A 19,540-nucleotide genomic window follows, 5' to 3' on the forward strand; every position below is an offset into this window, starting at 1 on the left:
GACCATGGTGCAGGCACTCAAGCGGTTGGTCACCGGGATCGATGGGCTCGATGCGCTGCTCAAGGGCGGCCTGATTGCGGGCGCTTCGTACATCGTGCAGGGGCCGCCCGGCGCGGGCAAGACCATCCTGGCCAACCAGTTGGCCTGCAACCACGTGCGTGAGGGTGGCAGGGTGCTGGTGGCGACCTTGCTCAGCGAATCCCATGAGCGATTGTTCCAGTACCTGGCGACCCTTGAGTTCTTCGACCCAGCGCTGGTCGGTGACCGGATCCAGTTTGTCAGTGCCTTCGACACCCTGGAGCAGGAGGGGCTCGATGCGGTGGTCAGGTTGCTGAGCCAGGAAATCGGCAAGCAGCAGGCGAGCCTGCTCATCGTCGATGGCGTGCTCAATGCCCGGGTGCGTGCGGAAACGGCGCTGGACACCAAGAAATTCGTCTCGGAACTGCAGGGCCATGCGGCCTTCGCCGGTTGCACCGTGCTGCTACTGACCAGCGCCCGCCTGGATGACAACAGCCCGGAACACACCATGGTCGATGGTGTGATCGAGTTGGGTGAGCAACTGGTCGGTAGCCGGGCGGTGCGCCATGTGCAGTTGCGCAAGACTCGCGGCAGCGGGGCATTGTCCGGGCGCCACGAGTGCCTGATCGATGAGGCGGGGATGCACGTCTATCCGCGCCTGGAATCGCTCTACAGCCACCCCAGTCAGCTAGGCAGCGCCTCCTTGAGCCGCGTGTCTACCGGTGTCGAGGCGTTGGATGAAATGCTCGGTGGAGGCCTGACGCTGGGTTCGGTCAGTCTGCTGATGGGGCCCTCGGGGATCGGCAAGACCTCTTTGGGCCTGGCATTTCTAGCGGCAGCCAGCGCCGAGCAGCCGGCCCTGCATTTCGGCTTTTACGAAACCCCCGCAAGGCTGCGGCTGAAGGCTGCATCGCTGGGTTACGACTTCGCCGCACAGGAAAGCACGGGTGCCTTGCAGCTGTGCTGGCAACCGACCACCGAAGGCCTGCTGGACCAGGTGGGTGCGCGCCTGCTCGAGCAGGTCGAACGGCAGGGTAGCAAGCGTGTGCTGATCGACAGCCTGGGCGCGTTCAGCCGCCTTGCGATCGAGCCGGCGCGGCTCAACGCCTTCTTCCGTGCCTTGACAGGCGAGCTACGAGCGCGGGATGTCAGCGTCATGCTCACCTGGGAGATGCGTGACATCTTCGGTTCGGAAATCACCGCCCCGGCGCCGGACCTGTCGAGCATCGTCGACAACCTCATGCTGATGCGCTTCGTCGAGCTGGACTCGCAACTGCGGCGCATGCTGTCGATTCTGAAAGTGCGCGACAGCCATCACGACCCTGCGCTGCACGAGCTGCACATCGGGCCGCAGGGCATCAGCCTGCGCAAGGCGTTCGAGGGCGCCTGTGGCGTTCTTTCGGGTACGCCGGTGCCGCAAGGGGGTGGCTAACGGGGCCTGCCGATGAACACTATCCTGATCGTCGATGACGAATACCTGATCGCCGATATCCTCGGCTTTGCCCTGGAGGACGAAGGTTTTCTGGTGGAAAAGGCGAGCAATGGGCGCAAGGCGCTGGAAGCACTGAAGGAAAAACGTGTGGAGTTGGTGATTACCGACTACATGATGCCGGTGCTCAACGGCGAAGAACTGGTGCGGGCGATTCGCGACGAACTGGAGTTGCCTGACCTGCCGGTGATCCTCATGAGCGGCGCCCAGGCCAACCAAGGGCGCCCGGAGCTGTTCGCTGCGGTCTTCGACAAGCCGTTCGACATGGACAGGATGATCGCCAAGGTGCGCGAGCTGCTCGGCACCTGAGGTTCAGGTTGCGGCTTGCGCCGGCCTTTCGATCAAGCGCATCCGTGCGGCTTGAAGCGAGGCCCTCAGGTCAATGTTGGTCGTCGTGCTTTTCCGGAGCCGGGCTGCCGGCCTGGATGCGTTTGAAGATTTCTTCACGGTGCACCTGGACATCCTTTGGTGCATCGATGCCAATCCTCACCTGCATCCCTTTTACGCCCAGAATGGTGACTTTAATGTCATCGTTGATGACGATACTTTCGCCAACCTTACGGGTGAGTATCAGCATGTAGTTCTCCTTGGTGATGTAGAAATCCGATGGGCCAATGGGCCGCAACGGTGGGAGCGTGTCCCTCTTCCTTCTCATTAAAGACGCTTTCGGCGGATAGTAATTCCCCGAAAGACAAATTCTGTTGCGTGTCTTTAGTCGCAGGTGCCGAGGTAAATGCCGTCAAACGTTTCGGCGAAGGTGCTCGATGGCAAGAATAGGGGGCTTCGGCCTTTATGGGAAATTTCTCTGCATGATGGGCTGAATAGTTCGACTCAATCATCGTCTTTTGTTTCCAGGGCCTGAAGAAACAGCAACAGGGTCACCTCTTCGGCGTCCAGTCCTTTGCGCACCCGGCGCCCGGGCAAGTCGGCCAGGCGCCCGAGGGCGTAATGTTCGAGCACTGCCGGGTGGATATAGCAGCGCCGGCAAACGGCAGGGGTGTTGCCCAGGCGTGCGGCCACCTGTTTGACGATGGCCGCGACCTGGCGTTTGGCTTCGCTTTCCGGCTCCCACGCCAGCGGCCGGAGCAGGCTCAGGGCAAGGCTGCTGCCGGCCCAGGTGCGGTAGTCCTTGGCAGTGAAGTCGGCGCCGGTCAGTTGCTGCAGGTACTGGTTGACCTCGCTGGAACCGACACTGTGCCGCTCGCCGTCGTCGTCCAGATACTGGAACAGCGCCTGCCCGGGCAGTTCCAGGCAGCGCTTGAGCAGGTTGGCCAGGCGCCGGTCACGCAGCGTGACATTGTGTTCCACGCCGCGCTTGCCGCGGAACTGAAAGCGCACGGTGCTGCCCTTCACCTGAACGTGACGATTGCGCAGGGTGGTCAGCCCGTAGGACTGGTTGTCGCGCAGATAGCGTTGGTTGCCGATGCGGATCAGCGTGTGGTCGAGCAGGCTGACCACCAGCGCCATGACCTTCTCGCGGTCAAGGCCCGGGCGGGCCAGATGTGTTTCCAGCTGCGCGCGCAGTTTCGGCAGGGCTCGGGCAAAGGCCAGCATCCGCCCGTACTTGTGCTGGTCGCGCAGTTCGCGCCACTGAGCGTGATAGCGGTACTGCTTGCGGCCTCGGGCATCGCGACCGGTGGCTTGCAGATGGCCCTGCGGGTCGGCGCAGATCCACACATCGGTATAAGCCGGCGGGATCACCAGGGCGGCGATGCGTGCCAGGGTCTGCTTGTCGCGGATGCGCTGCCCTTGGGCATCGAGGTAGATGAAGCGGTCACGCCAGCGGCGCCGGGTCAGGCCCGGCTGGCTGTCGTCGACATAGTGCAGGCTGGGTGGCAGAGGGCAGTCGAGCATCGGTGGCGGGCCTCGATCAGGTCACTGATCAATGGACAACGGCCGCTTCGATGATGCTCAGCCCAGTAGTGCCACCGACTTGATCTGCGCGAACAGCGCCTGGCCTGTGTGCAGGCCGAGCTGGTCTGCCGAGAACCGGGTGATGCGCGCCAGCAAGGCGTTGCCGCTGGCATCCAGGCTCACTAGCACATGGGCCGGGTTGTCCGCCGGGCGCGTTTCGCGCACCCGCACCGGCAGGCGATTGAGAATGCTCGAGGTGCTGTCGGCGCGCAGGGCCAGGCTCACATCCCTGGCCTGGACCTTGACCCGCAAGGTACTGCCCATGCTGTGCGCCGGGTGGGCGATACGCAGCAACGGCGCGTCACTGCCGGGCAGGCGCAGGTCAAGCAGGTCGTAATGCGGGTCGTGGCCGACCACCATGCCCTCGAACACCACCCCGGCGTCCTCGCCCTGGGCCAGTGACAGGTCGAGGCGGGCCAAGGTCTCGCCGATCGGCCCGCTGGCCATGGCCCGGCCTTGCTCCAGCAGCACCAGATGGTCGGCCAGCCGTGCCACTTCGTCCTGGGCATGGCTGACATACACCAGCGGGACGTCCAGTTCGTCGTGCAGGCGCTCCAGGTACGGCAGGATCTCGCGCTTGCGAGGCCCGTCGAGCGCCGCCAGCGGCTCGTCCATCAACAGCAGCTGCGGGCTGCTGAGCAGTGCGCGGGCAATGCCGACCCGTTGGGCTTCGCCACCCGACAAGGTGGCGGGCTTGCGATCGAGCAGATGGCCGATGCCGAGCAACTCGCAGGCTTGTTCGAGGCTGACCTTGCGCTCGGCAGGGGCGATCCGTCGCCAGCCGAACTCCAGGTTGCCGCGCACCGACAGGTGCGGGAACAGGCTGGCCTCCTGGAATACGTAGCCCACCGGGCGCAAGTGTGGCGCCAGGAAGTGGCTGCGGCTGCTGTCCTCCCAGACCTCGCCATTGACCTCAATGTAGGCATTGGCTGCCCGCTCCAGCCCGGCCAGGCAGCGCAGGCACGAGGTCTTGCCCGAACCCGAGTGGCCGAACAGCGCGCTGATGCCACGGCCGGGCAGGTTCAGGTCGACGTCCAGGGTGAAGTCGTCGCGCGCCAGCTTCAGGCGCGCCACAATCGATCCGCTCATTTCAGCTCCAGCCAGCTTTGCTACGGCGCCCGGCGTAGAGCAGGAGCAGTACCAGGAACGAGAACACCAGCATGGCTCCGGCCAGCCAGTGGGCTTGCGAATATTCCATGGCCTCGACGTGATCGAAGATCTGCACCGAGACCACGCGGGTTTTGTCGGGGATGTTGCCACCGATCATCAGCACCACGCCGAACTCGCCCACGGTATGGGCAAAGCCGAGGATACTGGCGGTGACGAAGCCGGGGCGGGCCAGCGGCAGCACCACGTGGACGAAGGTGTCCCAGGGGCTGGCGCGCAGGGTCGCGGCCACTTCCAGCGGGCGCTGGCCGATGGCGCCGAAGGCGTTCTGCAGCGGCTGCACCACGAAGGGCATGGAGTACACCGTCGAGCCGATCACCAGGCCCGTGAAGCTGAACACCACGGTACCCAGGCCCATGGCCTGGGTAGCCTGGCCAAGCCAGCCGTGCGGGCCGAGAGCGATCAGCAGGTAGAAGCCGATCACCGTCGGCGGCAGCACCAGTGGCAGCGCCACCACCGCGCCCACCGGCCCGCGCAGCCAAGAGCGCGTGCGCGCCAGCCACCAGGCGATGGGCGTGCCGACGATCAGCAGGATCAGCGTGGTCAGGCTGGCCAATTTGATGGTCAGCCAGACCGCGCCGAAGTCACTGGCGTCCAGTGGCATCAGATTTCATAACCGTAGGACTTGATCACCGCTGCGGCTTTCGGGCCTTTCAGGTAGTCGACCAGGGCCTTGGCAGCCGGGTTGTCCTTGCCTTTGTTGAGGATGACTGCATCCTGCAGGATCGGCTCGTGCAGGTTGGCCGGGACGATCCAGGCCGAACCGCTTTCGACCTTGCCGTCCTTGTAGATCTGCGACAGGGCGACGAAGCCCAGCTCTGCATTGCCGGTGGAGACGAACTGGTAGGCCTGGGTGATGTTCTGGCCTTCGACGATCTTGGCCTTGGTGGCCTCGGTCAGCTTCAGCTTGTCCAGCACCTGGGTGGCGGCCAGGCCGTAAGGGGCGGCTTTCGGGTTGGCGATGGACAGGTGCTGGAACTGGTTCTTCTTCAGCACCTCACCTTTGTCATCCACATAACCCGGCTTGGCCGACCACAGGGCCAGGGTGCCGGTGGCGTAGGTGAAGCGCGAGCCTGGGACGATTTCCTTTTCCTCTTCCAGCTTCTTCGGGGTGCTGTCGTCGGCAGCGAGGAACACTTCGAACGGCGCGCCGTTCTTGATCTGCGCGTAGAACTGCCCGGTGGCGCCATAGGCGGCGACCAGTTTGTGGCCGGTGTCTTTCTCGAAGTCCTTGGCGATGGCCTGGATCGGCGCGGTGAAGTTCGCGGCGACTGCAACCTGTACCTCGTCAGCCCAGGCGCTGTTGAGGGTGATCAGGCTGGCCAGGGCGGTGGTGGCCAAGTGGGACAGGCGAATACGCATGAAGACAGCTCCTTGAGGTGGTTATCGTTATGGTGCTGACTATATAGCGATAGGCCATTTGTCGGGAAGGGGCTGGGGAGGAGTTATATCCTGGGAGTCAGGTTTTGGCAGTGCCGGCCTCTTCGCGGGCACGCCCGCTCCCACAGGATTTTCACAGGCCTCAAGGCATGCACTGTACCTGTGGGAGCGGGCATGCCCGCGAAGCAGCAAACACGGATTCAAAATCCTATTGCTTGATCTGCGCCAATGCCTTTGAGGCAATCTCCCGAGTCAGCTGCTCAGCCGGCATATGCCTACCGAGGCGCAGCGCCTGCCCCGACCACAGGTTGCTGAAATCACTGTTGCCCTGCGCATCGGTAACCGCCCGCAGCGGCATCAGGGCGCCGCCGGCCAGAGGGAATCGTGGGGCCAGTTCACTCATCGGCCCCAGCTCACGCATGATGCGGTTGTTGATGCCACGCGCCGGGCGCCCGGTGAACAGGTTGGTCAGCGCGGTGTCGCTGGCCGGTGCGGTGTCCAGTGCGCGACGGTGGGCAGGGGAGACCTTGGCCTCCGGGCAGAACAGGTAGGCCGTGCCGATCTGTACTGCGCTGGCGCCCAGGGCCAGGGCCGCCACCAGGCCACGGTGGTCGCCGATGCCGCCAGCGGCGATCACCGGCAGGCGCACGGCATCGGCAATTTGCGGCACCAGGGCGAAGGTGCCGACCTGGCTGGTGATGTCATCGCTGAGGAACATGCCGCGATGGCCGCCGGCTTCATAGCCCATGGCGATGATTGCATCGCAGCCATTGGCTTCGAGCCACAGCGCTTCTTCCACCGTGGTGGCACTGGACAGCACCTTGGCGCCCGTGGCCTTGACCCGCTGCAGCAGCGCAGCGTGCGGCAAGCCGAAGTGGAAACTCACCACCTCCGGGCGCAACTGCTCGACCAGCAGGCAGCCCTGCTCATCGAAGGGCGCACGGTTGGAAACAGGCGTCGGCGCATCGAAGTCGGCGCCGACTTCGGCGTAATACCCTTTCAGTGCCTGCTTCCAGCGGGCGTCGCGCTCGGGGTCGGGCGCTGGCGGCTGGTGGCAGAAGAAGTTGAGGTTCAGCGGCTTGCCCGGGCAGGCCGTGCGGAAGGCCTCGATCTCGCCACGCACCTGGTCGCCGCTGAGCATGGCGCAGGGCAGGGCACCCAGGCCCCCCGCGCTGGCCACGGCAATGGCCATGGCCGAACCCGTGGCGCCGGCCATCGGTGCCTGGAGAATGGGCAACGCGATGCCCAGCAGATCGAGGATACGACGGTCGGGCCAGTTGCTCATGCGCTGCTCCTTGTCGCGGCTGCCTTACAGTGCTTTGCTCACCTGGATGTCGCTGATCTTCTCGGCGTCTTCGCCGTGGATCTTGCGCAGGGCTTCCATGGCCTGTTCGTGCGAGGCGTCCGCCATCACCGCGAAGTCCCAGCGGCGCTGGCCGTCGAGCTTGTACTTGATGACGTATTTGATGTTCTGGGTCATGGTAGGCCTTATCCGAGTTTCGACGACGAGCGGCGGATGATCTTGATCTTGTGGGTCAGGGTCGGTTTGCGCGTTACCGAGATCGGGCGGGTGGTCACGGTATCGATGGTGATGTTCCAGAAACCGGTGCTCGGCACGGTGATCTTGGCCGGGAAGCGCTCGAAGTGGCCACCGTGGTAAGTGTGCCGGCCGCCGTTCTTGAAGCTGCGGAAGTTGGCGTCGTTCATCAGGCGGATGTTACAGCGCTGGGAGCACTCGATGACGACGATGTCGTCCTCGTTGAGGTGCTCGCGCTGGTGTACGAATTTCATGGGGTGCTCCGCAAGGTTTGGTTCTGCAAAGGCGAACGATACCACGATGTCGACTTGCACTGCCGCGCCTGATGGCACTTGGCAGATAAAACAGCCAAAGTGGGGAGCAAAACCGCCTGGCTGCTGTCCTACGCTTTCTTGTCATTCGAGGTGCGTCAAATGAAGTGGACGGTGGCGGCGTTATGCCTGGCGCTGGGCGGTTGTGTCAGTGTTGCGGAACTTGAGCAATCCCATGAAACCATGGATGTCATGTCTGGCAAGACGCCGCGCGAATACGCCGATTGCGTCAAGGCGCACCTGGCCAAAAGCCGTGATCCTTTGGTGGAGGAACAGCGTGATGACGGTTTGCGTCTGATCGTGCCGCAAAAGCTCACGGCAGGTTCCGGGCCGGCAGCATTGCTCGACATCCACAAGCGCGGCAGCGGCAGCAGCATCAAGCTGCATGAGCGGCTGAACAACTTCCCGCTGCGCCCGGGTGATGTGCGCAAGGCAACGACCGAGTGCATCTCTGGCAGTTGATCTGGCTCAACGGATCGGTGGTTAGAAGGCCAATTGCCAGCTGGTGGTCGGCTTGGGCGTTGTTGCGAATTCCCTGACAGGGCTAGTATCCATTTGCTTATGTTTTTTAAGCCTAAGCTTATAACAAAAGAAATGGAGATTCGTGATGACACCGTTGAGTCGCGTCGTGATCGGCAGCCTGCTGATCCTGGCCTGGCCCGCGGCGCATGCCGCCGATGGCCAGAAAGTCTTCACCCAGGGCGGGGCCGATCCCGCCGCCATGGCCTGCCTGGGCTGCCATGGCCCGGACGGCAAGGGTATTGCCGCCGCAGGGTTCCCCCGCCTGGCTGGCCTGCCGGCCAGTTACCTGAGCAAACAACTGCATGATTGGCGCAGTGGCAGCCGCCAGCAGCCGGTCATGGCACCACTGGCCAAAGCCCTGAGCGAAGATGAGATCGAGGCCGTCAGCCATTACCTGGCTGCGCTGCCGAGTGATCCTGCGCCAGACTGGCGTCGCCAGCAGATCGCAAGCAACCCCACCGAACGCCTGGCCCTCTACGGCGACTGGAGCCGGCAGATCCCCGGTTGCGTGCAGTGCCATGGCCCAGGCGGCAGCGGTGTCGGTGAGCACTTCCCGCCGCTGGCCGGGCAGCCTGCTGCCTACCTGATGGCGCAGCTCAACGGCTGGCGCGACGGCAGCCGCAGCAATGACCCCAACCAGCTGATGGTCGGTGTGGCCAAGGCCATGACCGACGCCGAAGTCAAGGCGATTGCCGAGTACTTCGCCCACCCCGCCAGCCCGGAGGTCAAGCCATGAAAACCTTGCTGCCAACGTTACTACTGCTGGCCACGGGCACTGCCTTTGCCAATCAGGCCCCCATTGCCATGGAAGATCAGTCGCAACTGAAGGTCCCTGGCGCCCAGGCCGCGCCACAATTCGCCCCCCCTGCCGAAAGCGAGCTGCCGGACAATGCTTTCGGCAAGATGGTCCGCGAGGGCCACGCACTGTTCGTCGATACCCGCCGGCTGATGCCCGAGGCAGTCGGTAATGGCATGAACTGCAGCAACTGCCACCTCGATCAGGGCCGCCTGGCGCATTCCGCGCCGCTGTGGGGCGCTTACCCGATGTACCCGGCCTACCGCAAGAAGAACGACAAGGTGAACACCTTCGCCGAGCGCATCCAGGGCTGCTTCCAGTTCAGCATGAACGGCAAGCCGCCGGCCGCCGACAGCCCGCAGATGACGGCGCTGGCCGTGTATTCATACTGGCTTTCGACCCAGGCTCCCACCGGTGTGGAAATCGCCGGTCGCGGTTACCCCGAGGTGCCACAGCCAAAAGGTGGCTACGACTTCAAGCGCGGCCAGGAGGTCTACCGTGATCAGTGCGCTATCTGTCACGGTGACAACGGTGAGGGGCAGAAGGTAGCCGGTGAGTATGTGATGCCACCCCTCTGGGGCAAGGACTCCTACAACTGGGGGGCCGGCATGCACCGGATCAATACCGCGGCATCGTTCATCAAGTACAACATGCCACTGGGCAAGCCGGGCAGCCTGAGTGACCAGCAGGCCTGGGATGTGGCCGCCTGGGTCAACCGCCACGAACGCCCTCAGGACCCGCGCCTGGTGGAGGGTTCCATCGAAAAAACACGGCTGAAGTTCCATGCCAACGACGGCGTCAACCTGTATGGCCAGCAGGTCGACGGGGTGCTGGTCGGGCAGGGCACAGGTAGCTGAGCGGGCGTTGCGCCAGCCCTTTCGCGGCTGCTCACTCAAGGGCCGCGCAAGGGCCGGATGACGGGATTTTCACGAACTTTTTGGAACTATCTACACTGGGTTATCTCTATGATGGCAGCGGTCGTCACAGGCAGGGCATTGTAAGCTGCATGCCGCCTGATTAGACTGCGCCGAATTCCACAGGCCTCGCCTATGTTTAAGGATGTTTATGATCAAGAAATGCTTGTTCCCGGCAGCCGGCTACGGCACTCGCTTCCTGCCTGCTACCAAAGCCATGCCCAAGGAAATGCTGCCGGTGGTCAACAAGCCACTGATCCAGTATGGCGTTGAAGAAGCATTGGATGCTGGTCTGAACGAGATTTCCATCGTCACCGGCCGCGGCAAGCGCGCGCTGGAAGACCACTTCGACATCAGCTACGAGCTGGAAAACCAGATCAAGGGCACCGACAAGGAAAAATACCTGGTCGGTATCCGTCGCCTGCTCGACGAGTGCTCGTTCTCCTACACCCGCCAGACCGAAATGAAAGGCCTGGGCCACGCCATCCTGACCGGCCGCCCGCTGATCGGTGACGAACCGTTCGCCGTGGTACTGGCGGACGACCTGTGCGTCAACCTCGAAGGCGACGGTGTGCTGGCGCAGATGGTCGCGCTGTACAAGAAGTACCGCTGCTCGATCGTCGCCATCCAGGAAGTCGACCCGCAGGAAACCAACAAGTACGGCGTTATCGCTGGTGAAGAGATCAAGGACGGCATCTTCCGCGTCGATTCCATGGTCGAGAAGCCAAAGCCGGAGGACGCACCGTCCAACCTGGCGATCATTGGTCGCTACATCCTGACCCCGGACATCTTCGAGAAGATCGAGCAGACCGAGCCGGGCAAAGGTGGCGAGATCCAGATCACCGACGCACTGATGAAACAGGCCGCCGAAGGCAACGTGATCGCCTACAAGTTCAAGGGCAAGCGTTTCGACTGCGGTGGCGCCGAAGGCTACATCGAGGCGACCAACTTCTGCTTCGAGAACTTCTACAAGGCCGGCAAGGCGTACTGATACGCCCATGCAGGTTCAAAGAGCCACCCTTCGGGGTGGCTTTTTTGTTTGCGGCGGGTAACAGCGGTATGCTGGGCGCCTGCCTAGGAGAGTGAATACATGGCCTACGATTTTGATCTGTTCGTGATTGGCGCCGGTTCCGGCGGTGTGCGCGCGGCGCGCTTCGCTGCGGGCTTCGGGGCGAAAGTGGCAGTGGCCGAGAGCCGCTACCTGGGTGGCACCTGCGTCAACGTCGGCTGCGTGCCGAAAAAACTGCTGGTATACGGCGCCCATGTCGCCGATGAGCTGGAGCAGGCCGCTGGCTTCGGCTGGACCCTCGAAGAGGGCCACTTCGACTGGGGCACGCTGATCGCCAACAAGAACCGCGAGATCGAGCGCCTCAACGGCATCTACCGCAACCTGCTGGTAAACAGCCGCGTGACCTTGCTGCAGGGCCATGCCCGCATCACCGGCGCCAACGAAGTGGAAGTGGATGGCCAGCGCTTCAGCGCCGAGCACATCCTGATTGCTACTGGCGGCTGGCCGCAGGTGCCAGACATTCCGGGCAAGGAACTGGCCATCACCTCCAACGAGGCGTTCTACCTCAAGGACCTGCCGCGCCGCGTGCTGGTGGTCGGCGGTGGCTACATCGCCGTCGAGTTCGCCGGCATCTTCCAGGGCCTGGGCGCTGACACAACCTTGCTCTATCGCGGTGACCTGTTCCTGCGCGGCTTCGACGGCTCGGTGCGCACCCACCTCAAGGAAGAGCTGGAGAAACGCGGCCTGAACCTGCAGTTCAACGCCGACATCCAGCGCATCGACAAGCTCGACGACGGCAGCCTGAAAGCCACCCTCAAGGACGGCCGCGAGCTGGTCGCCGATTGCGTGTTCTACGCCACCGGCCGCCGCCCGATGCTCGACAACCTGGGCCTGGAAAACACCGGCGTTGAGCTGGATGCCCGCGGCTTTATCCGCGTCGACGAGCAGTACCAGACCACCGCACCGTCGATCCTGGCCGTTGGCGACGTGATCGGCCGCGTGCAGCTCACCCCGGTGGCCCTGGCCGAAGGCATGGCCGTGGCGCGGCGCCTGTTCAAGCCTGAGCAGTACCGCCCGGTGGATTACCAGAACATCCCGACCGCAGTGTTCAGTCAGCCTCCGATCGGCACCGTGGGTCTCACCGAGGAGCAGGCGCTGGAAGCCGGGCACAAGGTGCAGATCTTCGAAAGCCGCTTCCGCGCCATGAAGCTGACCCTCACCGACATCCAGGAAAAGACCCTGATGAAGCTGGTGGTGGACGCCGAGACCGACAAGGTACTGGGCTGCCACATGGTCGGCCCGGATGCCGGCGAGATCATCCAGGGCCTGGGTATCGCCCTCAAGGCCGGCGCGACCAAGCAACAGTTCGACGAGACCATCGGCGTGCACCCGACTGCCGCTGAAGAGTTCGTCACCATGCGCACGGTTACCCGCTGATCGCTTTTGTGGGAGCGGCCTTGTGTCGCGAAAGGGCTGCAGAGCAGCCCCAGCAACATCAGTTTTTTCGCCGATATCCTGGGGCTGCTCTGCAGCCCTTTCGCGACACAAGGCCGCTCCCACAAAGGGTCAGCGCTGCCTTCGAAACCGTTTGCTCAGCCCATTCCCTTCTATTAATTATCCCCGGTTATAGCCAAAACCAATCACAAGCATGAGCTTTGCCAATGAGCCTTTATCGGGACCAGCAGTTAGGATTCTCTCCATCAACTGATTCCAACCCCATGAAGGAGCGTCTCTCATGCCAATCATCAACAGCCAGGTCAAACCGTTCAACGCCACCGCCTACCACAAGGGCGAGTTCGTTCAGGTCAGCGAAGCCGACCTGAAAGGCAAGTGGTCCGTCGTGTTCTTCTACCCGGCCGACTTCACCTTCGTCTGCCCGACCGAGCTGGGTGACCTCGCCGATAACTACGCCGAGTTCCAGAAGCTGGGCGTGGAAATCTACGGCGTGTCGACCGACACCCACTTCACCCACAAAGCCTGGCACGACACTTCGGACACCATCGGCAAGATCCAGTACCCGCTGATCGGTGACCCGACCCACGTCATCTCGCGCAACTTCGACGTGCTGATCGAAGAAGCCGGCCTGGCCGATCGCGGTACCTTCGTGATCAATCCGGAAGGCCAGATCAAGATCGTCGAACTGAACGACGGTGGTGTTGGCCGCGACGCAGCCGAGCTGCTGCGCAAAGTGAAGGCTGCCCAGTACGTTGCCGCTCACCCAGGCGAAGTCTGCCCGGCCAAGTGGAAAGAAGGCGAAGCCACTCTGGCGCCATCGCTGGACCTGGTCGGCAAGATCTAAGGTCATGCATCAACCGCGGGCGGTGAGCAGCCGCCAAAGCTGAACTACCCACCGCCCCGAAAAGCGCCCGGGCGACCTCGCCTGGGCGTTTTTGTATCCGAGTTTTGAAAAAGGAATCGCCCGTATGTTGGACGCCACGCTTAAATCGCAACTGAAAACCTACCTGGAGCGGGTCACCCAGCCGATCGAGATCGTTGCCTCCCTCGACGACGGCGCGAAGTCCCGCGAATTGCACGACCTGCTGGTGGAAATCGCCGGCCTGTCGAACCTCATTACCTTCAGCGCGGATGGCAGCGATGCCCGTCGCCCTTCGTTCTCGCTGAACCGCCCGGGAGCCGACATCAGCCTACGTTTCGCCGGCATCCCCATGGGCCACGAATTCACCTCCCTGGTGCTGGCGCTGCTGCAAGTCGGCGGCCATCCGTCCAAGGCCAGCGCCGAAGTGATCGAGCAGATCCAGGCACTGGAAGGCGAGTTCACCTTCGAAACCTACTTCTCGCTGTCGTGCCAGAACTGCCCGGACGTGGTCCAGGCACTGAACCTGATGGCGGTGCTCAACCCCAATGTGCGCCACGTGGCCATTGACGGTGCGCTGTTCCAGGAAGAAGTCGAGTCGCGCAAGATCATGGCGGTGCCGAGCATCTACCTGAACGGCGAAGTGTTCGGCCAGGGCCGCATGGGCCTGGAAGAAATCCTCGGCAAGATCGACACCAACGCAGGCAGCCGCCAGGCCGAAAAGATCAACGCCAAGGACGCCTTTGACGTGCTGGTAGTCGGTGGTGGGCCTGCCGGCGCTGCAGCGGCTATCTATGCCGCACGCAAAGGCATCCGCACCGGTGTCGCTGCCGAGCGTTTCGGCGGCCAGGTGCTCGACACACTGGCCATCGAGAACTTCATCTCGGTGCAAGAGACCGAAGGGCCGATGCTGGCCACGGCGCTGGAAGAGCACGTCAAGCAGTACGACGTCGACATCATGAACCTGCAGCGCGGCGAAGCGCTGATCCCGGCCACCGACGGCGGCCTGCATGAAGTGCGCCTGGCGGGCGGCGCCTCGCTCAAGGCCAAGACTGTGATCCTCGCCACCGGTGCCCGCTGGCGTGAAATGAACGTGCCGGGCGAGCAGGAATACCGCGCCCGTGGCGTAGCCTACTGCCCGCACTGTGACGGCCCGCTGTTCAAGGGCAAGCGCGTGGCGGTGATCGGCGGCGGCAACTCCGGCGTGGAAGCGGCCATCGACCTGGCCGGTATCGTCGCCCAGGTGACGCTGATCGAGTTCGACAGCCAGCTGCGTGCTGACGCGGTGTTGCAGCGCAAGCTGCACAGCCTGCCGAACGTCAAGGTGATCACCAGCGCGCTGACTACCGAAGTGGTCGGCAATGGCGAGAAAGTGACGGGCTTGCGTTACAAGGACCGCACCACCGATGAGGTGCATGACCTGGCGCTGGAAGGCATCTTCGTGCAGATCGGCCTGCTGCCGAACACCGATTGGCTCAAAGGCACGGTCGAACTGTCGCCACGTGGCGAGATCATCGTGGACGCCAAGGGCCAGACCAGTGTGCCGGGTGTGTTTGCCGCAGGTGACGTGACCACCGTGCCGTACAAGCAGATCGTCATTGCGGTGGGCGAGGGCGCGAAGGCTTCGCTGGCGGCGTTCGATCACTTGATCCGCACTTCGGCACCGGCGTAAGCCTGCACGGGCCTCTTCGCGGGCTTGCCCGCGAAGAGGCCAGCACTGACAAAGCAAAACCTGAGGGTGTCTATGCTTACCGCAGATACCCTCAGGAGCTTCACCATGACCCTGATCAGCCGCGAACCCTGGTGGCTAATCCCCCCCAAGCCCGGGCAGAAAGAGCAGGATCTGCACTGGGGCTACCTCGAGATCTATGCCGACGGCCGCACCGTGTTCGTCGACCAGCGCCCCAGTGAGCGGGAGCTGGCCGAGCGCAAGAGCTGTCGCAACTTCCCCGACCCGGAACCGTAGGTGGCTCAGCCTTCCAGCTCGGCCAGGCGTGCCTCCAGCGCCGCGATCCGCGCCTCCAGGGCTTCAATGCGTTCTTCCGAAACATTGCCACCACTGCCGCGAACGCCGCCTTCCTGCTGGCGTGCGGCCAGAATGGCTTCGATTTCCGCCGGGTCACCGAGGGCATGGGTATAGCGGTCTTCCCGCTGCCCGGCCTGGCGTGGCAGGTGCAGGGCCAGGTCACGCGAAATCAGGCGTTCGAGCTGATGCTGGATCTGTTCGGTGTCGTCGAAGTCGTGCAGGCGGTTGCTGCGGGTCAGCAGTTCGTTGAGGGTCTGCGGCCCACGCAGGAACATCAGGCCCATCAGCACCAGCTGTGCCGGGACCAGTTCCAGGGCCTTGTCCACCCGCTGTTCCCAGCGGTCGGCGCGGCTGCCCATCTGCAGGCGGGTCATGTCCTGGCCCTCGAGGGCGCGCAGGGCCTGGCCGACCTGGCCTTGGGTGAGGTTCATGACCGGTTCCCGGCTGGTCTTCTGGTTACAAGCCAGGACCAGGGCGTTGAGGGTCAGCGGGTAGCTTTCCGGGCTGGTGGCCTGCTTCTCGATCAGCGCGCCGAGAATGCGGATCTCGACGCTGCTGAAGCGGCCTTCGCCTGCGGTTTCGTGTTCTGACATGGCCCTGTCTCATTGCTGGGGAAAGGCCACTAGCGTAGGTAAAGCTGCGGTGTAAGGCAATTGGGACCGCTTCGCGGTCCTTTCGCGACACAAGGCCGCTACTACAGGGGGCCGCGTGCTCTTGTAGGAGCGGCCTTGTGTCGCGAAAGGGCCGCAAAGCGGCCCCGGCAATCTCAAATACTGCGCCGTTCTTCAGCCTGGCAAGCCGCCGCCGTGAACAACACATCGGTCGAAGAATTCAGCGCCGTCTCCGCCGAATCCTGCAGCACGCCAATGATGAAGCCGACCGCCACCACCTGCATGGCAATCTCGCTGGGGATGCCGAACAGGCTGCATGCCAGCGGAATCAGCAGCAGCGAACCACCCGCAACCCCAGAGGCACCGCAGGCGCAGATTGCCGCCACCAGGCTCAGCAGCACCGCCGTCGGCAAGTCGACCGGAATGCCCAGGGTATGCACCGCCGCCAGGGTCAGCACGGTGATGGTGATCGCCGCACCGGCCATGTTGATGGTCGCCCCCAGCGGGATCGACACCGAATAGGTGTCCTCATGCAGCCCCAGGCGCTCCGAAAGCGCCAGGTTGACCGGGATGTTGGCCGCCGAGCTGCGGGTGAAGAACGCGGTAATGCCGCTCTCGCGCAGGCACAGCAAAGTCAGCGGGTAAGGGTTGCGGCGGATCTTCCAGAACACGATCAGCGGGTTCATCACCAGTGCCACGAACAGCATGCAGCCGATCAGCACACCCAGCAGGTGCAGGTAGCCAAGCAGGGCGCTGAGGCCAGACTGCGCCAGGGTCGAGCTGACCAGCCCGAAGATGCCCAGCGGGGCGAAGCGGATCACCACGCGCACGATCAAGGTCACGCCATTGGACAGGTCTTCGACCACGGTACGGGTAGTCTGCCCGGCATGGCGCAAGGCAACGCCCAGGCCGACGGCCCAGGTCAGCACACCGATGAAGTTGCCCTTGAGCAAGGCATTGACCGGGTTGTCGACCGCGCTCAGCAGAAGGTTCTGCAGTACCTCGGCAATGCCACCCGGTGCGCTCAGGGTCGCCTCGCCGGCGCTCAGGGCCAGCTGTGATGGGAACAGCATGCTGGCGACCACGGCCACCACGGCGGCGGCGAAGGTGCCCAGCAGGTACAGCCAGAGGATCGGGCGGATGTGGGTTTCCTGGCCGTGGCGGTGGTTGGCGATCGACGCCATGACCAGAATGAACACCAGCACCGGCGCGACGGCCTTGAGGGCGCTGACGAACACTTTGCCGAGGAAGCCAAGGTCAAGGGCGATGGCGGGAGCCAGCAGGGCCAGGGCGATGCCGGCGACCAGGCCGATGACGATCTGGGTGACCAGGCTGGTGCGGTTGAGGAGGCGGAAAACAGGCGTCATGTGCAGCGAAGTCTCGGAATCTTCAAAGGGCGCGACTTTAGCACAATCAGGCCCGGCCCTATCGCCAGCAGGCACTACCAGTGAAACAGCTCCCGCCGCGCCCCCTCGGTAATCGCCACGATCCCTGGGTGCTTGACCTTGCGCTCCACCGAAATGGCATAGAACGATTCATGCACTGCTTCGGTCTGGCCAACCAGCTCGACGCCATACTGCCGGCACACTTCCTCGGCAATCACGCTCGGTGCGACGAATATCCCGCTGCCCGACTGGCCGAACGCCTGCATCAGTGCACTGTCATCGAACTCGCCAATGATCCTGGGCTGTACCTGCTGCTCGCCCAGCCAGCGCAGCAGGCGGCTGCGCACCACCGTCTCCGGCCCTGGAATCAGCAGCGGCGCATCCTGCAGGCAGGCGGGGAAGGGGCCAGCATGCTGCCGGGCCAGGGCCGGGGTGGCGAAGAAGCTCAGGCCACATTCGCCGAGCTTCTGGCTGTAGCCCTTGATGTCCAGGTGGCTGGGCATCGGGCTGTCGGAAATCACCAGGTCCAGGCGCTGGATCGCCAGGTCTGCCAGCAACCGTTCGAGCTTGTCTTCGCGGCAACTGATGCGCAGCACTTCGTCCAGCTCCATGGTCGGCGCCAGCAGGCGATAGACGATCGACTTCGGCACCACGTCGGCCACCCCCACGCGAAACAGGATCTGCTCCTGCGGGCCGGCCCGGAGCATGGCCTCCAGCTCGCCGCCGATCTGGAACATCTGTTCGGCGTAGACCAGCGTCTGACGGCCGGTCTCGGTCAGCTCCAGTTGCCGGCCGACGCGCTGGAACAGCTCCAGCCCGTAGGTCTGCTCGAGCAGGCTGATCTGCCCGCTGATGGTCTGCGGCGTGAGGTTCAGCTGCTCGCTTGCGCGGGCGATGCTGCCGGTCTTGGCTACGGCCCAGAAGTAGTGGAGCTGGCGATAGTTGAGCACGCGCACGGATCCCGATTCGAAAAAACCGAAGTATACACACTGGAAATACGAATTTTCCTGAAGTATTGGCGTCTTTAGAATGCGACCCCATCAGGCGCTTCGCGCCGCCGGGATTTTTCAAGCGAGGACACCATGCTGCAACTCAAATCCATTGGCACTCCGCTGGTGCTGGCCCTGGCGCTGTTCAGCCTGGCCGGTTGCGACCAGGCCGAGAAGTCTGCCCAGCAGATGCTCGATCAGGCCGCCAAGTCGGCCAAGCAGGCCATCGACGACACCAACAAGGCCGCCCAGCAGGCGTTGAGCGATGCCATCGGTCACGAGGGCCAGAAGCCCAAGGACGCCGAGAAGAAAGCACACACCCAAGAAATCTGACCCCAACCGCCGCTTCAGGATTTGAACAATGGAATACTTGCTGGAACTCGCCGCTAGCCCTACCGCCTGGGTCGCCCTGGCAACACTGGTGGCCATGGAAGTGGTACTGGGTATCGACAACCTGATCTTCATCTCGATCCTGACCAACAAGCTGCCTGTGGAATACCGCTCCAAGGCACGCCGTATCGGTATCAGCATGGCCCTGGTCATGCGCCTGGCCTTGCTCAGCACCGTGGCCTGGATCGTGCAGTTGACCGACCCGGTGTTCGAAGTGTTCGGTAACGCCTTCTCGTGGAAGGACGTAATCCTGATTGCCGGCGGCCTGTTCCTGCTGTGGAAAGCCACCAAGGAGATTCACGAGAACGTCGACCCGCACGGCGCCAAGGAAGAAGCCAAGGTCTCCAACACGGTCACCCTGGGCTTTGCCGCGGCGATCTTCCAGATCCTGTTGCTGGACATCGTCTTCTCGGTCGACAGCATCATCACTGCCGTGGGCATGACCGAGCACCTGCCGATCATGATCATTGCCGTGATCACCGCCGTCATTGTCATGATGGTGGCCGCCGACCCGCTGGCCAACTTCATCAATGACAACCCGACGGTGGTGATGCTGGCCCTTGGCTTCCTGATCATGATCGGCATGACGCTGATCGCCGAAGGTTTTGGCGCCCATGTACCGAAAGGGTATGTGTACGCGGCGATGGCCTTCTCGACGGTGATCGAAATCCTCAACATCCTGGCCCGCCGAGCGCGGGTCAAGCGTGAAGCCGCTGAAGGCTGATCAAGGCGGGTGAAAAAAACAACGGGGCGCTTGGCGCCCCGTTT

General features: G+C 63.3%; 23 protein-coding genes. 12 read left to right on the top strand and 11 right to left on the bottom strand.

What is annotated here, in order from left to right; translation table 11 throughout:
• Nucleotides 1-4 precede the first annotated feature (4 nt).
• Complete coding sequence (locus N430_RS11935; RefSeq protein WP_110638705.1) at nucleotides 5-1,450, top strand: ATPase domain-containing protein; 1,446 nt, start codon at nucleotides 5-7, stop codon at nucleotides 1,448-1,450.
• 12 nt (nucleotides 1,451-1,462) lie between these two features.
• Entirely contained in the window at nucleotides 1,463-1,816 is a 354-nt protein-coding gene (locus tag N430_RS11940; RefSeq protein ID WP_110638704.1) for a response regulator, read from the top strand.
• Between the two features lie 70 nt (nucleotides 1,817-1,886).
• Here N430_RS11940 and csrA read toward each other — a convergent pair whose 3' ends face one another.
• The 8 genes from csrA to N430_RS11980 all read right to left on the bottom strand — a co-directional run bounded on the left by csrA (nucleotide 1,887) and on the right by N430_RS11980 (nucleotide 7,759).
• The gene (gene csrA, locus N430_RS11945; protein ID WP_012315047.1) at nucleotides 1,887-2,084 is read right to left on the bottom strand and encodes a carbon storage regulator CsrA; all 198 of its coding nucleotides are present in this window, start codon (nucleotides 2,082-2,084) and stop codon (nucleotides 1,887-1,889) included.
• Nucleotides 2,085-2,338: 254 nt separating this feature from the next.
• Nucleotides 2,339-3,361 (bottom strand): DNA topoisomerase IB, encoded by a 1,023-nt coding sequence (locus N430_RS11950; protein ID WP_110638703.1) that lies wholly within the window; start codon nucleotides 3,359-3,361, stop codon nucleotides 2,339-2,341.
• A gap of 57 nt (nucleotides 3,362-3,418) precedes the next feature.
• A complete protein-coding gene (gene modC, locus N430_RS11955; RefSeq protein ID WP_110638702.1) occupies nucleotides 3,419-4,510 on the bottom strand; it encodes a molybdenum ABC transporter ATP-binding protein in 1,092 nt (363 codons plus the stop codon).
• Nucleotide 4,511: 1 nt separating this feature from the next.
• A complete protein-coding gene (gene modB / locus N430_RS11960; RefSeq protein ID WP_110638701.1) occupies nucleotides 4,512-5,192 on the bottom strand; it encodes a molybdate ABC transporter permease subunit in 681 nt (226 codons plus the stop codon).
• Entirely contained in the window at nucleotides 5,192-5,950 is a 759-nt protein-coding gene (gene modA / locus N430_RS11965) for a molybdate ABC transporter substrate-binding protein (RefSeq protein WP_110638700.1), read from the bottom strand. Before modA ends, modB begins: the two co-directional genes overlap by 1 nt.
• Before the next feature lie 226 nt (nucleotides 5,951-6,176).
• A complete protein-coding gene (locus tag N430_RS11975; protein ID WP_110638699.1) occupies nucleotides 6,177-7,253 on the bottom strand; it encodes a nitronate monooxygenase family protein in 1,077 nt (358 codons plus the stop codon).
• Between the two features lie 24 nt (nucleotides 7,254-7,277).
• The gene (locus N430_RS29450; RefSeq protein ID WP_165837353.1) at nucleotides 7,278-7,448 is read right to left on the bottom strand and encodes a hypothetical protein; all 171 of its coding nucleotides are present in this window, start codon (nucleotides 7,446-7,448) and stop codon (nucleotides 7,278-7,280) included.
• Nucleotides 7,449-7,456: 8 nt separating this feature from the next.
• Nucleotides 7,457-7,759 carry a DUF1883 domain-containing protein gene (locus N430_RS11980; RefSeq protein ID WP_008090281.1) on the bottom strand — a complete coding sequence of 101 codons (303 nt, stop codon included), beginning with the start codon at nucleotides 7,757-7,759 and terminating at the stop codon, nucleotides 7,457-7,459.
• 159 nt (nucleotides 7,760-7,918) lie between these two features.
• On the opposite strand from N430_RS11980, the gene N430_RS11985 reads away from it, so the two are divergent.
• From N430_RS11985 to N430_RS12020, 8 genes are all read left to right on the top strand, one after another.
• Complete coding sequence (locus N430_RS11985; RefSeq protein ID WP_110638760.1) at nucleotides 7,919-8,278, top strand: hypothetical protein; 360 nt, start codon at nucleotides 7,919-7,921, stop codon at nucleotides 8,276-8,278.
• A gap of 145 nt (nucleotides 8,279-8,423) precedes the next feature.
• Complete coding sequence (locus tag N430_RS11990) at nucleotides 8,424-9,074, top strand: cytochrome c (RefSeq protein WP_110638698.1); 651 nt, start codon at nucleotides 8,424-8,426, stop codon at nucleotides 9,072-9,074.
• Nucleotides 9,071-9,991: a c-type cytochrome gene (locus tag N430_RS11995; protein ID WP_110638697.1), complete on the top strand. Its 921-nt coding sequence runs from the start codon at nucleotides 9,071-9,073 to the stop codon at nucleotides 9,989-9,991. The genes N430_RS11990 and N430_RS11995 overlap by 4 nt, the downstream gene beginning before the upstream one ends.
• Before the next feature lie 208 nt (nucleotides 9,992-10,199).
• Nucleotides 10,200-11,039 (top strand): UTP--glucose-1-phosphate uridylyltransferase GalU, encoded by an 840-nt coding sequence (gene galU, locus N430_RS12000; protein WP_012273146.1) that lies wholly within the window; start codon nucleotides 10,200-10,202, stop codon nucleotides 11,037-11,039.
• A 99-nt stretch (nucleotides 11,040-11,138) separates the two neighbouring features.
• On the top strand, nucleotides 11,139-12,494 hold the full coding sequence (gene gorA, locus N430_RS12005) for a glutathione-disulfide reductase (protein WP_110638696.1): 1,356 nt from the start codon (nucleotides 11,139-11,141) through the stop codon (nucleotides 12,492-12,494).
• Between the two features lie 298 nt (nucleotides 12,495-12,792).
• Nucleotides 12,793-13,356, top strand: a complete 564-nt coding sequence (ahpC, locus tag N430_RS12010) for an alkyl hydroperoxide reductase subunit C (protein ID WP_004375926.1) — start codon at nucleotides 12,793-12,795, stop codon at nucleotides 13,354-13,356.
• 124 nt (nucleotides 13,357-13,480) lie between these two features.
• On the top strand, nucleotides 13,481-15,043 hold the full coding sequence (gene ahpF, locus N430_RS12015) for an alkyl hydroperoxide reductase subunit F (RefSeq protein WP_110638695.1): 1,563 nt from the start codon (nucleotides 13,481-13,483) through the stop codon (nucleotides 15,041-15,043).
• Between the two features lie 105 nt (nucleotides 15,044-15,148).
• Nucleotides 15,149-15,337: a hypothetical protein gene (locus tag N430_RS12020; protein WP_110638694.1), complete on the top strand. Its 189-nt coding sequence runs from the start codon at nucleotides 15,149-15,151 to the stop codon at nucleotides 15,335-15,337.
• Between the two features lie 5 nt (nucleotides 15,338-15,342).
• Here N430_RS12020 and N430_RS12025 read toward each other — a convergent pair whose 3' ends face one another.
• The 3 genes from N430_RS12025 to nhaR all read right to left on the bottom strand — a co-directional run bounded on the left by N430_RS12025 (nucleotide 15,343) and on the right by nhaR (nucleotide 18,343).
• A complete protein-coding gene (locus tag N430_RS12025) occupies nucleotides 15,343-15,990 on the bottom strand; it encodes a YceH family protein (protein WP_110638693.1) in 648 nt (215 codons plus the stop codon).
• A gap of 173 nt (nucleotides 15,991-16,163) precedes the next feature.
• Complete coding sequence (gene sstT / locus N430_RS12030; protein WP_110638692.1) at nucleotides 16,164-17,375, bottom strand: serine/threonine transporter SstT; 1,212 nt, start codon at nucleotides 17,373-17,375, stop codon at nucleotides 16,164-16,166.
• 74 nt (nucleotides 17,376-17,449) lie between these two features.
• The gene (gene nhaR, locus N430_RS12035) at nucleotides 17,450-18,343 is read right to left on the bottom strand and encodes a transcriptional activator NhaR (RefSeq protein WP_110638691.1); all 894 of its coding nucleotides are present in this window, start codon (nucleotides 18,341-18,343) and stop codon (nucleotides 17,450-17,452) included.
• 132 nt (nucleotides 18,344-18,475) lie between these two features.
• Here nhaR and N430_RS12040 point away from each other — a divergent pair, with 132 nt between their 5' ends.
• Together N430_RS12040 and N430_RS12045 are read left to right on the top strand one after the other, a co-directional pair.
• Nucleotides 18,476-18,715 carry a hypothetical protein gene (locus tag N430_RS12040; protein WP_110638690.1) on the top strand — a complete coding sequence of 80 codons (240 nt, stop codon included), beginning with the start codon at nucleotides 18,476-18,478 and terminating at the stop codon, nucleotides 18,713-18,715.
• Nucleotides 18,716-18,743: 28 nt separating this feature from the next.
• Nucleotides 18,744-19,496, top strand: coding sequence for a TerC family protein (locus N430_RS12045; protein ID WP_110638689.1), 753 nt, complete (start codon nucleotides 18,744-18,746; stop codon nucleotides 19,494-19,496).
• The last annotated feature ends 44 nt before the right edge of the window (nucleotides 19,497-19,540 follow it).

This window comes from Pseudomonas sp. CC120222-01a (assembly GCF_003097235.1).
Lineage (GTDB): Bacteria > Pseudomonadota > Gammaproteobacteria > Pseudomonadales > Pseudomonadaceae > Aquipseudomonas.